This window comes from Rubrobacter aplysinae (genome assembly GCF_001029505.1).
Classification (GTDB): domain Bacteria; phylum Actinomycetota; class Rubrobacteria; order Rubrobacterales; family Rubrobacteraceae; genus Rubrobacter_A; species Rubrobacter_A aplysinae.
Genome location: NZ_LEKH01000022.1, coordinates 1 through 13366 on the forward strand (window position 1 = coordinate 1; position 13366 = coordinate 13366).

The 13366-nt window shown below is 67.6% G+C and carries 15 protein-coding genes and 1 pseudogene; 7 read left to right on the plus strand and 9 right to left on the minus strand.

Annotation, left to right across the window (positions count from 1 at the left end; genetic code table 11):
• The 3 genes and pseudogenes from ABD53_RS17750 to ABD53_RS14515 form a co-directional block, all read left to right on the plus strand.
• Positions 1 to 103 (plus strand): annotated as a pseudogene (locus tag ABD53_RS17750) (IS5-like element ISNeu3 family transposase); the annotation flags it as partial.
• A gap of 166 nt (positions 104 to 269) precedes the next feature.
• On the plus strand, positions 270 to 1124 hold the full coding sequence (locus ABD53_RS16230; protein WP_152670797.1) for a redoxin domain-containing protein: 855 nt from the start codon (positions 270 to 272) through the stop codon (positions 1122 to 1124).
• A 6-nt stretch (positions 1125 to 1130) separates the two neighbouring features.
• Positions 1131 to 1583 carry a hypothetical protein gene (locus ABD53_RS14515; RefSeq protein WP_047866549.1) on the plus strand — a complete coding sequence of 151 codons (453 nt, stop codon included), beginning with the start codon at positions 1131 to 1133 and terminating at the stop codon, positions 1581 to 1583.
• 43 nt (positions 1584 to 1626) lie between these two features.
• Here ABD53_RS14515 and ABD53_RS14520 read toward each other — a convergent pair whose 3' ends face one another.
• The 4 genes from ABD53_RS14520 to ABD53_RS14535 are packed head-to-tail and all read right to left on the minus strand — an operon-like array spanning position 1627 to position 3431.
• Positions 1627 to 1848, minus strand: a complete 222-nt coding sequence (locus tag ABD53_RS14520) for a Sec-independent protein translocase subunit TatA/TatB (RefSeq protein WP_047866550.1) — start codon at positions 1846 to 1848, stop codon at positions 1627 to 1629.
• A 46-nt stretch (positions 1849 to 1894) separates the two neighbouring features.
• Positions 1895 to 2371, minus strand: coding sequence for an SRPBCC family protein (locus ABD53_RS14525; RefSeq protein ID WP_047866551.1), 477 nt, complete (start codon positions 2369 to 2371; stop codon positions 1895 to 1897).
• Complete coding sequence (locus tag ABD53_RS14530; RefSeq protein WP_235401672.1) at positions 2362 to 2730, minus strand: metallopeptidase family protein; 369 nt, start codon at positions 2728 to 2730, stop codon at positions 2362 to 2364. Before ABD53_RS14530 ends, ABD53_RS14525 begins: the two co-directional genes overlap by 10 nt.
• A 35-nt stretch (positions 2731 to 2765) precedes the next feature.
• Positions 2766 to 3431: a TetR/AcrR family transcriptional regulator gene (locus ABD53_RS14535; RefSeq protein ID WP_084709730.1), complete on the minus strand. Its 666-nt coding sequence runs from the start codon at positions 3429 to 3431 to the stop codon at positions 2766 to 2768.
• A gap of 220 nt (positions 3432 to 3651) precedes the next feature.
• Here ABD53_RS14535 and ABD53_RS14540 point away from each other — a divergent pair, with 220 nt between their 5' ends.
• From ABD53_RS14540 to ABD53_RS14550, 3 genes are all read left to right on the plus strand, one after another.
• Positions 3652 to 4872, plus strand: a complete 1221-nt coding sequence (locus tag ABD53_RS14540) for an MFS transporter (RefSeq protein WP_053058131.1) — start codon at positions 3652 to 3654, stop codon at positions 4870 to 4872.
• 121 nt (positions 4873 to 4993) lie between these two features.
• A complete protein-coding gene (locus ABD53_RS14545) occupies positions 4994 to 5254 on the plus strand; it encodes a hypothetical protein (RefSeq protein ID WP_047866552.1) in 261 nt (86 codons plus the stop codon).
• A 33-nt stretch (positions 5255 to 5287) separates the two neighbouring features.
• Positions 5288 to 6601, plus strand: coding sequence for a replication-associated recombination protein A (locus tag ABD53_RS14550; RefSeq protein ID WP_047866553.1), 1314 nt, complete (start codon positions 5288 to 5290; stop codon positions 6599 to 6601).
• A 33-nt stretch (positions 6602 to 6634) separates the two neighbouring features.
• Here the strand turns inward: ABD53_RS14550 and ABD53_RS14555 are convergent, their stop codons facing one another.
• Positions 6635 to 6946: a muconolactone Delta-isomerase gene (locus ABD53_RS14555; RefSeq protein WP_047866554.1), complete on the minus strand. Its 312-nt coding sequence runs from the start codon at positions 6944 to 6946 to the stop codon at positions 6635 to 6637.
• A 167-nt stretch (positions 6947 to 7113) separates the two neighbouring features.
• On the opposite strand from ABD53_RS14555, the gene ABD53_RS14560 reads away from it, so the two are divergent.
• Positions 7114 to 7986 carry a nitroreductase family protein gene (locus tag ABD53_RS14560; protein ID WP_053058132.1) on the plus strand — a complete coding sequence of 291 codons (873 nt, stop codon included), beginning with the start codon at positions 7114 to 7116 and terminating at the stop codon, positions 7984 to 7986.
• Between the two features lie 38 nt (positions 7987 to 8024).
• Here ABD53_RS14560 and ABD53_RS14565 read toward each other — a convergent pair whose 3' ends face one another.
• The 4 genes from ABD53_RS14565 to ABD53_RS14580 form a co-directional block, all read right to left on the minus strand.
• Positions 8025 to 8645: a GNAT family N-acetyltransferase gene (locus ABD53_RS14565; RefSeq protein ID WP_053058133.1), complete on the minus strand. Its 621-nt coding sequence runs from the start codon at positions 8643 to 8645 to the stop codon at positions 8025 to 8027.
• Positions 8646 to 8735: 90 nt separating this feature from the next.
• Positions 8736 to 9836, minus strand: a complete 1101-nt coding sequence (locus ABD53_RS14570; RefSeq protein ID WP_053058134.1) for a molybdopterin-dependent oxidoreductase — start codon at positions 9834 to 9836, stop codon at positions 8736 to 8738.
• Between the two features lie 186 nt (positions 9837 to 10022).
• On the minus strand, positions 10023 to 12023 hold the full coding sequence (locus ABD53_RS14575; protein ID WP_047866555.1) for a DUF2029 domain-containing protein: 2001 nt from the start codon (positions 12021 to 12023) through the stop codon (positions 10023 to 10025).
• Complete coding sequence (locus ABD53_RS14580; protein ID WP_152670798.1) at positions 12020 to 13366, minus strand: glycosyltransferase 87 family protein; 1347 nt, start codon at positions 13364 to 13366, stop codon at positions 12020 to 12022. The genes ABD53_RS14575 and ABD53_RS14580 overlap by 4 nt, the downstream gene beginning before the upstream one ends.

Consider the following 13366-nt stretch of genomic DNA (forward strand, 5'->3'; position numbering starts at 1 on the left):
TGGTAAGCTCAAGTGCTTCCGGCGTATCGCCACTCGTTACGATAGGAAGGCCCTGTACTATAAGTCTTTCGTGTATCTGGCAGCTTCTCTAATGTGGCTATGATCCGCAAATGTCGATTCTGCCTAGCCCGCGAGCCTTTTCTCCTGCTCCGACTCCTCTTCGCCCCGCGGGCGGCGCTTGCTAGTATTTGAGGGGTTGGGCGGGGGCAGGGTGTGGGAGAGGCGTACCAGGAGTAACTGGAAAAGTATCAGGAACAGAGGAGGCCGTCGTGGCTCGCAAACAGATGGTATCGCCGCCCGGGGAGGGCGCGGAGGCGCCGGAGTTCAATCTTCCCGGTGCCCAGGGCGGGCAGCTCCGCCTGCACCTGCGCACGGTTCGCGGGCCGGTCATAGTAGCCTTCTACCGGGGGGCATGGTCCGAGGAGTGCGTGGGGTACTTCAAGAGGCTCGCCGAAAAGGAGCGCGAGATCAACGTCGCCGGAGCCACCCTGGCCGGGATCGGGCCTGTAGAGCCGGATGAGGCCCGGGAGTTCGTCCGGGCCACGGGGATAGGGTCCTACGTGCTCTACGACTACCTCCGCAAGACCACCGGCGAGTACGGCCTGCTCGAAAAAGACGCCGAGCACGGCGACACGGCGCGTCCGGCGGTGTTCCTGATCGGCTCCGACCATCAGATACTCCGCGCCTGGCTGGACGACCGGCCCGCGCCGGAGGATCTCCTCTCGGAGGTAAGCCGGATAACGGGGCTGCCAAAAGAGCCCGAGGAGGAAGAGGAGGAGAAGCCGAAAAAGCGCCCGAAAAAGTCCGCCGGGGAGGAAAAAGAGGCCGGCACGGGAGCAGACTCCGCCGCGGAGCCCGGCAAGACTGCCCGGGGGGACGGGGAGGACAAGAATGCCGGAGAAACCGCGAAATCAGAGAGCGCAGAGGCTGAAAAGAAGTCGGAGGACACCGCAAACGTCGGGAAGGAGCCGGAGGAGTCCGGGGGGGAGGCAGGCTCCCAGGAGGCGGAGACCGGGGCCGAAAATGCCGCCGCCGGAGAGGGCGAGACGCAGCCGCCGGAGAGCCCCGCTCCAGAAGAGGGAGAGGGCGACGAGAAGAGATCCTCTGCCGGAGAGACCGGTTAGAGAGCCGTGACGGAGTCCGGGGACGGGCCGGAGCTCGGAGCGCGCCTCGAAGCCCGGGAGCGTCATCTGGAGGAGCTACACGAGGAGCTGGCGCTCCTCCGGCTAGAGGCGGACGAGCAGCGGGCCGCGAGGGGCGCGGCGGAGGAGCGCGCCCGCGCGCTTGAGCGGCGGGCCTCGATACTGGACAAGCGAGTCAGATACTATCAGCGCGAGGAGCGTTCCCGGGAGGTCTCCACGGGACGCGGGGAGCGCCGCGTCCGGCGGCAGGAACGGGTCCTGGAGCGCCGGGAGGCAGAGAAGGCCCGCTTGAAGGAGCGCCTCTCCGCCAAGGACGAGGAGATAGCCCGGCTGCGGGCCGAGCAGAGAAAGCTCTCCGCCCGCCGGGACGACGCCCTGGAGCGCGCCGTGCGCCGGGTCCGGGAGCTTGAGAGGGAGCTGGATCTCCGGAGCGGAGACTAGCCGGAGCTATACGGTACTCTCGACACTCCAGGTGCTTCTGGAGTTATCCGTGACCCCCGTCTTCCCGCTCGTCGCGGGCGGGAGATAGCTCTTCCCGGGACTCATCCTCTCCGGCTGTATCACCGGACTTGCCGCTGCCTAGCTCGTCCACGAAGTCGTACGCCCCGCGGCCGAGAGACCGGGCCATGCGCGCGATACGGCTCGGGCCCACGATCATGGCGATCACGAACAGGACGACCAGTATCTCTATCGGGCCGAAGCTCAAGAGGCGTGTCCACCGGCCGGATACATTGGGTACGTTGGGTACATTGCTAGTAGCGTTCGGCCTCCATGAGCGCCTTCAGGCGCGTCAGCGAACGCTCGCCGTTGCGGTGGGCGAACCGCTCCACACCCGCGAGCCGGGCGGCCCGGCCCAGCAGCTTTCGCTTGAGACGGAAGTTCCCGGAGTAGAGGACGTTGCAGCCATCGGGCATGGGGCTGATCTCTACCTCGCCGCCGCCTTCGACCGTCGAGGTGTAGACCCAGCTTATGCTCGCCTCCCCGCGCCGGGTGACCCGGACGCCGGGCTCCAGCTTGCCGACCGGGGTATCCAGCCTGACGCGGTACGAGTCGTCTCCCAGGGCCTCGACGTCCTCGACTCCGACCATCCAATCTCCCGAGTTGCGGAAATCCGAGATATATTCCGCTACCCTGTCCGCCGGGGCCTGTATAACCTGCTCCAGGCGCACCGAGCCCGCGGGACTCTGGTAACCTTCGCCACCGGCACTTTCACCCGCGCCTAGCCCCATCCGAGCTCCCTCAGCCGCTCCTCGTCGAAGCCGAAATGGTGGGCGACCTCGTGGATGACGGTTATCCTGATCTGCTCGTCCAGCTCACCCGGGCCGAAGTCGCGCTGGAGCGGGCCGCGGTAGATCGTGATCCTGTCCGGCAGCACGGAGTTGTAGCCGGAGTCGCGCTCGGTTAGCGGCACGCCCTCGTACAGCCCGTAGAGCGTGTCGCTGCCGTAGCCGGAGGCGTTCTCCGGCCACTCGTCCACCACGATGGCGACGTTGTCCAGCATGTCGGCGAGCTCGGGCGGCAGCTCCGCGAGCGACCGCTCGGCAAGCTCCACGAACTCGTCGTAACCGATCCCGTTCGTCTCGTTCACGCCGGTATTGTACACGGCGTATACACGGCGGAGCCTCAGACCAGGGTCTGGGCGAGCTCCCTGGCTTCGTGCACGGGGGCGGAGCTCTCCTCCATCACCGAGGTTATGGTGGCCCCTTCGAGCAGTATCCAGATCCTCTCGGCCAGCTTGTCCGGGTCCTTCGAGCCGGCCTCCCCGGCGAGCTCCTTGAGATAGCCCTGGGTCCACTCCTTGTACTCCTGGGCCGCGACGCGGGCGGGGTGCTCGGGGTCGGATATCTCGGAGAAGGCGTTGATCGCGGCGCTCCCACGATAACCGCCGACCTCCAACCAACGTTCGAGCGCGTCGAAGATCACGACCAGCTTGCGCGAGGACTCCTCCGCCTCGTCCACGAAGCCCTGGATCCAACGCTGCCAGCGCCCCCTTCTCTCCCGCACGTAGGCCGCGGCGAGCTCGTCCTTGGAGCCGAAGTTGTTGTACAGGGTCACCTTCGCCACGTCCGCCTCCTCGACGATGGCGTCCACCCCCACGGCCCTTATGCCCTGCTCGTAGAACAGCCTCGACGCCGCTTCCAGGATGCGGCTGGCCGCCGGACTCAGCTCCCCCGCGCCTTCTTCCGGGCTTTCTTCCGTACCTCCCTCCGCGCCCTCTACGTCCTCTACCGTGTCTCCCGTATCTTCCGCGCCCTGATCCAACCCTTCCGGGCCTTCTGAACCGCTCATCTGCCACCTTCTAATCTCGGTAATCTCGAAGCCTGTGACCGCATTATCCCATCTGTGGGCACCCGCAAAAAATCTCCCTCACACAACCTTGACCAAACAGACCTGTATGTTTAGAATCCCCGGGCTGCGAACAAACTGGTCTGTTTATTACACAGGGAGGGGCGGCAATGCACTGGACACGGCTCATGCAGAGCATCGTTTTAGAGAAGGAGGGGTTCATATGAGGCACGTGAGGCACATGAGCCTTGGGAGTCATCTCGGGTTGGCCGGCGGGGCGGCGGTTGCGGTCGTCTACGGCCTCGCCCGGTACGGGTACGGGTTGTTCTTGCCGGAGCTCCGGGAGGAGTTCGGGCTTTCGGAGGGTTTGCTGGGACTTATTGCCGGCGGGTCCTACGTGGGGTGCCTCGCGGCGCTGATCGCGGTGTACGCGCTCTCCTCTTACGTCGGGCCGAGGCCCTTGATCGTGACCGGCGGGCTGAGCGCGTTCGGGGGGATGGCCCTGATCGCCCTGGCCCCGAACGCCCCGGCTTTGGCAGCGGGGGTGATCCTGGCCGGCATGGGCGTGGGTTGGGCCTGGACGCCCTACAACGACGCCGCGGAGCGCATGGTCGAGGCCGGAAAGAGGGCCCGGGTACTCAGCTTTATCAGCACGGGCCAGATCTTCGGCATGGTCGCCGCCGCCGCGGTGGCCTATCTCGCGACCGACGGCTGGCGCGTGGGCTGGCTCGTCTTCGCCGCCACCGCCCTCGCCGTTACCATCTGGAACGCGCTGTTGCTGCCCGGAGGGGCCAGCACCGCGCGGGAGGCTCGGGAAGGCGATAGGGAAGGCTCCCTCTGGAGCGGGCTGCGCTCGCGCTACGCTTGGCTGTTCCGGGGAGAGACCGAGCCGCTTTTCGCGGTCGCGCTGCTATTCGGGGCCGTGGTCTCGGTGTACTTCTCGTTCGCCGTGGAGCTGGTCTCCGGCAGCGGGCCGCTGTCCGCCACCGCCGGGACGCTACTGTGGATATTCGTCGGCGTCGCCGGGGTCGCGGGCTTCTTTACCGGCGACGCCGTGAGCCGGCTCGGCCTGCGGCAGGTGCTCCTCGGCGGGTTTATCGCCATGAGCGCCGCCATGATACTTCTCGGGGCCGCACCGCTGACCTGGTTGACCGTCGGCCTCTCGGCCTTGCTGTTCGGCGCGAGCGTGATGCTGCTCGGGGCGTTGTTCGCCGTGTGGAGCGCGGAGGTCTTCGAGGCCCGCTCGGGGGCCGGTCTGAGCGTGGTGGTCATGGTCATCACCGTGGGGCAGATAGCAGGCTCCGTGGCCGCCGGGTTCATTGCCGGTAGCGCCGGGCTCGGGATGGCCTTCGTGGCCGCCGCCGGTCTCGCCCTGGTCACCGGCTTCATAAAGCCCCGGAGCGGTGAAAACGGCGACACCGTTCCCGAGGCCTACGCCTACTAGTCCCCGGTAGGCTCGTAAGATTCGCCCGGCGCCGAACTATGTACAGGGTGGCGTATCCGCTGCAATATAATTAGCCTTTTCGGGTCCGAGCTTATGACTTCATGATGCGGGAGGTGCGGGGTTGAGGTTTCTGTCCGGTTCGCGGGTGGGGCGCTGGGCGGTGTGGGGCGTGTGCCGGGTGCTCGGCAGGCCGCTTCCGGTGCCGCACGCGGCGGAGTGGATGATGATCCCGGAGCACTCCGTGGATCAGGTCCTCGAGGACGACGCCCTCTGCAGCCTCTACCCGCAGGACGTCCTCGAAACTGCGCGTACCATGCAGCGCCAACGCCGGGAGCACGACGAGCGCCACACGGCGGCCGAGGACCGGCGCGGAACCGGCTGAGTCGGGGAAATATACTGCGTTTATACTGCGTCCGTGGACCTTTTCGACTCATCGGGAGAGGAAGAGCTGTCGCGCCGGGCCCCGCTCGCCGAGCGGCTGCGCCCGGCCGCGTTGGATGACGTGATCGGCCAGGAGCACCTTACCGGCGAGGACGGGCCCCTGCGCTCCGCAGCCGAGCGGGGCCGGGTCGGGACCGTGATCCTGTGGGGACCGCCGGGCACGGGAAAGACGACCCTGGCACGGGTGGTCGCGGGAGAGACTTCGGGAGAGTTCGTGGCCCTGAGCGCGGTCACCGGCGGCGTGAAGGAGCTTCGGGAGGCGCTGGGCGGGGCGCGGGAGCGGCTGAAGTACGAGGGGCGCGGGACGCTGGTGTTCGTGGACGAGGTCCACCGCTTCAACAAGGCCCAGCAGGACGCCCTGTTGCCCGCGCTTGAAGAGGGTCTCGTGGACTTTATCGGGGCGACGACCGAGAACCCGGCCTTCGAGGTGACGGCCCCGCTGCTCTCCCGCTCGCGGGTGCTGCGCCTGGAGCCGCTCGGCGAGGAGCGGCTGGCGGAGCTTCTGGAACGCGGCGCGGCGGAACTCGGCGCGACGCTGGATGAGGAGGCGCGGGCGCACCTCCTGCGGCTGGCCGGGGGCGACGGGCGGCGGCTGCTGAACGCGCTGGAGGCGGCCTCGGACCTCGGCGGGGGAGAGGTCGGCGTCTCGGAGGTGGAGCGGGCGGTCGGGCAGGCTTCCCTGCGGTACGGGCGCGAGGAGCACTACGACGTAATAAGCGCGTTCATAAAGAGCGTGCGCGGCGGCGACCCGGATGCGGCGCTGCACTATCTGGCGCGCATGATCGAGGCCGGCGAAGACCCCGTTTTCATGGCGCGGCGGGTCGTTATCCTGGCCTCCGAGGACATCGGAAATGCCGATCCGCAGGGCCTAACCCTGGCCGTCTCCGCCGCCCGGGCGGTGGAGATGATCGGGATGCCCGAGGGCCGCATACCGCTCGCCCAGGCCGTGACCTACCTGGCCTCCGCGCCGAAATCAAACGCCGCCTACGCCGCAATCGGCCAGGCCCTGTCCGACGTGCGCGACGGCTCCGCGCCCGAGGTGCCGCTGCGCCTGCGCCAGGCCCCGACCGGGCTCGCCAAGAGCGAGGGCCACGGCGCGGGCTACCGCTACGCCCACGACGACGTGGACGCCGGGGTCGCGGGCATGAACGACCGCTACCTGCCGGACGAAATGGCGGACCGCGTCTACTACGAGCCCAAGGATAGCGGCGAGGAGGCCCACGCAAAGGAGCGCCTCGACCGCTGGCGCGCCGCGCGCCGCCGGCGGGAAGAGACCGGCGGGGATTAGCCGTCCCGGGGTGTTAGAGGACACCCCAGGGTATCAGGAGCGCGCCCCCCAGCGGTTGCGGATGTCCTCGGCGAAGTCCTCGTAGGTTCGTAGGGGCAGGACCTCCTCCATCTCGAGCTCGTGGGCCATCGGGAGGCCGGCCATGAGTATCTGGTCCAGCTCGTCGTTGGACTCCACGTTCATGATCACGATCACCCGCCGTTGGCCCGAGACCTTGTACAGGTCCACGACCTTGCCCGCGCCCTTCGCGCCGAGGGCGGCCTCTGTCTCCGGCTCCCAGATGTCCCACAGCTCCTCCAGGGAGAGGCCCTCGGTCTTTACCCGAATCTTCACGAAATACAGCACTCCATCTCCTTTCTAGTAATTCCCAGCATCTTTATACACCTGCCCGAACCTCCCGCGCGACCCGGCGGCGGCGACCCGCTCCGAATGCCGCGCACATCTTGTGCTACAGTCGGGGCTCATTGGCTGGGCTACCGGAAAGACGCGGCTTTTCCCGACCCGGAGACGCTATGGGAGATATGGGAGAGTCTGGGAGCATGGACAGCGGGGTTATGAGCGTGATGCAGGCCATCGCCTCACGCCGGACCCACAACGGCAGGTTCAAGCCGGACCCCGTGCTCACCGAGCACGTGTATACACTGGCGCACCTGGCCCAACGGGCTCCTTCGAGCATCAACACCCAGCCCTGGCGCTTCTTCTGGCTCATGGACCGGGCAGACATAGACGCCATCGCCGATATAAGCCGGGATAGCTGGTACTGGATCATGGACGAGGGCCGGTTTCTCGACCGTTACAAGCCGAACATCCACGTCCCTTCCAAAGCCTCGGATACCCCCGAGCAGGGCAAGGGCATCCACGTAAGCAACATGCCGAGGATCCTCAGGCCGCTGGCACGGCTGTGGAACACGGACAAGGCGCTCCCGATCATGCGCCTCGCCCGCATCCCGAGCCAGATGGCCGACATGCAGGACGATCTCGTACGGAGCTCCCCCCTCATACTCGCCGGTGGTCTCGACAAGGAGACCATGTACAAGAGCGAGCTGGACACGCTCTACGCCATAACCGTGCTCGGGGCCGCGATGGTAAACATCTGGAACACCGTGGGCTCGCTCGACATGGGGATGCAGTTCATAAGCGGCCCCCAGGAAGCGCCCGGCGCCTGGCAGAAGGTGGAGCGCGTGATCGGGATACCGGACTCGGTGGAGCTGAAGTTCATCTGGCGGCTGGGCTACCTTCCCGAGGAGGACAAGCCAAACCGCTTCGACTGGAACTCGCCCCAGCGCAGCCCCCTCTCGGAGAACAACTCCGTCAAGCTGAACGGCGGCCTCGGGCCGCTCCCGGATGACGAGGACGAGCTACGGCGCTCCAGAGGCGGGGTCTAGGGCCGTACGGGGAAGATACGCTCCCGGAGATACGCGCATCACGCGCGGTTCGTATTACCCTCGGCGGAGAAGATGTCTTTCAGCACCGGGCTCTCGAACTCCGGGGAGAGGCAGTCCAGGAAGATCTCATCCCACATCCGGCCGCCCATGTACCGGCACTGCCTGCGGCGGCCTATCTCCTTGAAGCCCGCCTTCTCGTAGGCTCTGCGCCCGGCACCATTAAACTCGTACACCGAAAGCATTACGTTGTGCAGGCCGAGGGCGGTGAAGGCGTAGTCGAGCATCAGGGTGGCCGTCTCCGTGCCGAGGCCCCGGCCCCTGTAGCCTGACTCGCCGATCACGATCCCGAAGGCCGCGCTCCGGTTGCGGTGGTCTATCTCGTGCAGCCCGGTGTTGCCGACAGGGGTAAGATCCGGCGTCGCGTAGATGGTGAACATGGCTTCGCTTTCGGCCTTCATCCGGCTCTCGTACCAGGACTCTTCTTGCTCTGCGGTCATGGGCTGCGGGGGCGCGCCCAGGGTTCGTAGCGTCTCGAAGTCGTTGATCCAACGCCTGTATTCTGGCAACAGGTCGCGGCGCAGTGGCCCGAGCGCGACCTTCTCTCCCCGGATGTTGGTCGTGGGTCCCGTCTCTCCGACGCTTTCCGTGGGTTCCGCCACCGCACTCCCTTCCTCCTGCTTACCGCTGGTAGCGGAGTATAGCGCCTCCCAGCTCGCTCGGGCCCGCTCTGGTTCGTCCCGGGGCGGCTCTCAGGCCGCGGTGCGCCGGATGTTTACCCGGTGGTAGGCGTTGTTGACGTAGCCCTTGGGGTTCCAGGCCTGGCGGGGGGAGGCGGGCTGTACCCCGCCCGAGGTGTCGCGGGCGCGGGCGAGCAGGTGCACCTCCCGCCGCTCCGGCCCGGGCTCGACTCGCGCCTCCCAGAAAACCCACGACCCGGAGTCTTCGCCCGGCGTGAGATCCGCCGCGCTCCAGGTCTCGCCGCCGTCGGCGGAGACCTCTACGCGCTCGATACCGCGCCCCCCGCCGGTCGTCGCGTATCCCGCTACTTTTACGGGATCGCCGGATACGAGCTCTCCCTCCGCCGGGCGGCAGATCGCGCAGTTGACGTAGAGGTCTCCCAGCGGCTCACCCTCCGCGGGGTCCGCCTCACCGGGGTCCGCGTCCGCCGGATACAGCCTGTAGTCCCGGGCGTGGAAGTAGTTCTCGGAAGGCTCCCCGCGCACCTCTATCTCCGAGAGCCACTTGACGCTGCGGGCCCCGATATACCCCGCGGCCACCACCCGGAGCGGGTAGCCGTGGGCCCTCGGGAGCGTCTCGCCGTTCATCTCGTAGGCCAGCAGCACGTCGCCCGCCAGAGCCTTTTCGAGCGGTATGGACCCCCCGAACCTCGTTACGCTGTCCTCCAGGGGGACCTCGTCGAGGCCGGTAAAGGCCACGTGCGCGGCATCCCCGTCCACCCCGGCCTCCAGGAGGACGTCTCTCAGGGAGATCCCGGTCCAGCGGGCGTTGCCGATGGCCCCGACGCCCCAGGCGGTCTCGCCCGGGATCTGGCGCACCTGCATAAGCTCCGCGCGCCGGTTGCCGGCGCAGTGCAGGGCGGCCGTCATCTCCTTTTTCGGGAAGCGCTTCTTTAGCTCCTTGAGGGTGAGGTCCAACGAGCTCTCCACGAGCCCGGAGATCGTCAGCGTGTACCCGCCGGGGTCCACCTTTGGCATCGTGCCGTGGCTGCGGACGAAGAAGCGCTCCACCGGCGTTATGAAGCTCTCGCGCAGCGAGTGCGGCGGCGTCTCCAGGTTGAGCGGGTCCTCACCGTGGGTCCTGATGGTCGGGCTCTTTCCTGAAAGCTCCACCCGCGCGCCTCCTCTTCGTGGCTTCTCTTCGTGGCTTCTCTTCGTGGCTTCTCTTCGTGGCTTCTCTTCGTGGCTTCTCATAGCCGCGGCGCGTCAGGGCCACGGAGGTAATTCGACTAATCCGACTAGTTCGACCTCCCCCTGCTTACCCGGAAGGCGGGGATCGGACACCCGCCCCGGAGCACGCTAACCCTCTGCGCTCGTCCCTTTCGGCTTCCGGGAGCTTTCTGGGGCTCCTGAGTCCTCTGAGTATTCTGAGTCCCCGACGTCTTCGGGTGCCCGGTCGAGGCCGGTCTTTACGTTCGTCCCCAGCAGCAGGGCGAAGAAGACGAAAGGCTCGAACCAGGTGATGTAGGCGTAGAACCAGTAGGTGACCGTGAGCTGGAAGCCGATCACGAGCGCGGCGGAGAATGCGGCGAGCCGGCGTACCGTGCGACGCCTCGGGAAGACGGCGACGACGAAGCCGAGCAGCACGACGGCCGCGGTCAGGGGGGTCTTTAGCCACGAGAGCCAGGGGATCTGGCCGTAGATGCTCCACGGCGTGTCGCGCTCGCCCTGGAAGAGCAGCGTCTTCTCCACGAAGAGCCGCGCCCCTTCGAACGGCCCGCCCCCGGCGAGCAGTAGAACCCAGAATGAGGCGACCACCACCGCCACGCCGCCGAGCACGAAGTCCACGACCGGACGCCGGCGTGTCCCGCCGTGCAACAGCCACAGCGGCCCGAGCACGAGCGGGTACAGCTTGACGGCGAACCCCGCCGCCACCGAAGCCCCGCGCGCCAGCCCGGAGGAGGCCCCGGCCAGCCCGAGCGCGGCGATTGCGGCCACGATTATGTCGTTGGTGTTGTTGTTGGTCGAGTACAGGGTGTAGGGGAAGATCGCCCAGGCGAAGACCATCGCCGCCGCGCCTCTCTTACCGGCGAGCCGCCAGCCCGCGTACAGCATCCCGAACGCCCCGGCCACGAAGGCGAGGTTCGTCAGGGCGTGGGCCGCGGGCAGGTAGCCCCACTCGCCCTCAAAGCCGAATATGAGGACGAACGGGATGTAGAGGATGTAGTTCAGCGGCCCATAGGTATCACCGGTGCCGACGTCCGACGGCATGTTGCCGTAGGGGATGACGCCGTCCAGGATGCGGTCCGCGCCCACCACCCCGGCGTAGCCCACGTCTATCACGCGGGAGTCTATGTTTAGCCCGAGCACGACCGCGCTCGCGGCACCGGCGAGCACGAACAGCAGCCACGGCGGGAAGTTGCTCGTGCCCTCGACCCGCTCCCCGACCCCGAAACCCATCAGCAGCGTCCGAAAGAGCAGGTACACGAGCGGTACGTACCACAGGATCACGGCCACCCCCGATATACCTTCCCGGAAGAAGCCGTGGGAGACGAGGAATCCGGTGAGCGCCAGGATGTCCAGGTTGCGCAGGGAGAGGAGCCGGTCGTTGCGCAGAAACGCGAGGGCGAACACGAGGGCCATCGGACCCCAGACCCACCAGGCGTTGGCCTGCTTGCCGTAGGCCCCGTTATCCCCGCGGGCCATCTGCCAGCCGACCTGCTCGCCGGTGTACACGTAGGCGAACTCCCAGCTTTCGTCTTCTATGCCGGCGCGGGCGACCTCCTCGCGCTCGCCGTCTCCGTTTTGGTCGGACCAGAAGTGGACCGTCCACTCGCCCTCCTCGTACTCCGCGCCCGAGGAGTACGGCGGCCCGCCAGAGAGCTGGGACCGGATCTCGGGGTTCGACTCTGCGAGCTTCACCGCCTCTTCCTCCGTGAGGTCGGGGCTGTCCACGCCCTCGGCGGCGGGTGTGATCTCCCGCCCCTCGACCTCGCCCGACTCGTCGGAGACGGTGACGCGGGCGACGGTCTCGCTGGACTCCCGGGTGAGGAAAACCCGCCACTCGCCGGACTCTCCAGGCCCCGACTTGTAGGCCGCCCTCGCGTCTACCGCCGAGCTCTCGGCGAGCTCCGCTATGCCCGGCACGGAGACGGCGCTCTCCCGGGCCTGGGCGGGGGACATCTCTGGCTCTCGCGAGCCCTGCGCGAGGGCTCCTTCCGCACCGAGCGTCAGCGCCGCGACTCCCGCCAGGGTCATCAGGGTCAGCGCGCGGACCGCGAGCGGCCAGAACCTACCGGCTCTCCAAGGACTCCAGGCCCGCGCGGTGTACCCGGTGCCCGGCGGGTGAGGGTCGCTCACGAGCCGGCCTTCCTCAGCCTGCCGGTCCCGTCGGAGGCGTCGGAGGGTCTGGATGCCGCCGCATGCTCTGGAGGCAGGACGAGCATCAGCGCCCAGAGCATTACCAGCAGGAGGTTTCGCACCACTAGAAAGGCGACGGCGCCCGGGTCCAGGGCCATGAGCTGTCCGTAGTGGGTCGGGTAGATCTGGGTCGTCGTCCAGCAGGCGGCGAGGAAGATCGCGGCCACCCCCACCCCCGCGAGGCCGCCGGCCGCGAGTGGCACCAGCGGCAGCAGCCAAAGCATGTACTGCGGCGAGAGTACCTTGGAGGCAATCATGAACGCCAGTACGAAGGCCGCCGCGTAACGGGGAAAGTCCGCCCGTGAGAGCCGCCCGGCCCTGGACTCCCGGTACATCAGGAGCGCCGTCAGCCCCAGCAAGACGATTGTGACCGGCAGGCTCAGGGTGCTCAGGAGCCCGGCGCCGCTCCCGGACACGTCGAAGGCTCCGAACTCGAAGGTAATGTCCCGCACCCGTCCGAGCGCCATGAGCGCCGAGGTCCACACGCTTTCCAGCTGCAGCCCCCGCTCGGAGTGGTAGGCGAAGCTCTGCACGAAGCCGCCGCCACCCACCAGCAGCGCGGCCCCGAAGAAGAATCCCACGATGCCGCAGAAGACCACGATAATCGCCGGAGCCTCCCGGCGGAGCACGGAGACGAGCGAGCCGCGCCCGCCCCGGCAGAGCGCGAGCGCGGGGACGGCGAGCCCGGGCACCAGCTTTGCTGCGGCCCCGAGGCCGAGCGCGGCGTAGCCCACGACCGGCCGTGAGGCCGCGGCAGACCACGCGGCGGCGGCGAGCGTCAGGGTGGCGAAAGGGTCGTAGCGGACCGTCGCCACGGGGTACAGGATCAGCGCGGCGGCCGCGAAGACCAGGGCGGGGACGAGAGGACCGCGCTCCAGGCCCCGAGCGGCCAGCGCGACCAGCGCCAGGCTCGCTACCAGAAACAGCGACATCTCAGCGGCGAAGAGCCCGGCGAAACCCTGCAGGCTCGACGACAGCAGGGCCGGCAGGACGAAAGATATGAGGCTCGCCGGCGGGTACTCGATAAAGAAGTCCCGGTAGGGTATCGCTCCTCCCAGGAGAGCCTCTCCGGCCCGGCGGTAGAGCTGCATGTCGTTGGACTCCGCCGCTATACCGGCGGGCATGCCGTAGTACCGCTGCATGAGCAACGCGAACAGGGCGGCTCCTATGACGCCCAGCACGCCCCAGAACACCGCCGGGCTGGAGAGGACCGGACGGGAGTCAGAGGGGAGGGAGGAGGCAGTGGATCTAGTGGAGCTGGTGGATCTCGTAGGCCTCGCCAT

Bases quoted from the DNA above. Each gene is read 5' to 3' on its own strand.
- ABD53_RS14560 (WP_053058132.1), top strand. From the start codon at position 7,114: ATGGGAGATATGGGAGAGTCTGGGAGCATGGACAGCGGGGTTATGAGC.
- ABD53_RS14580 (WP_152670798.1), bottom strand. From the start codon at position 13,366: ATGGCGAGGCCTACGAGATCCACCAGCTCCACTAGATCCACTGCCTCC.
- ABD53_RS14535 (WP_084709730.1), bottom strand. From the start codon at position 3,431: ATGAGCGGTTCAGAAGGCCCGGAAGGGTTGGATCAGGGCGCGGAAGAT.
- ABD53_RS14540 (WP_053058131.1), top strand. From the start codon at position 3,652: ATGAGGCACGTGAGGCACATGAGCCTTGGGAGTCATCTCGGGTTGGCC.
- ABD53_RS14525 (WP_047866551.1), bottom strand. From the start codon at position 2,371: ATGGGGCTAGGCGCGGGTGAAAGTGCCGGTGGCGAAGGTTACCAGAGT.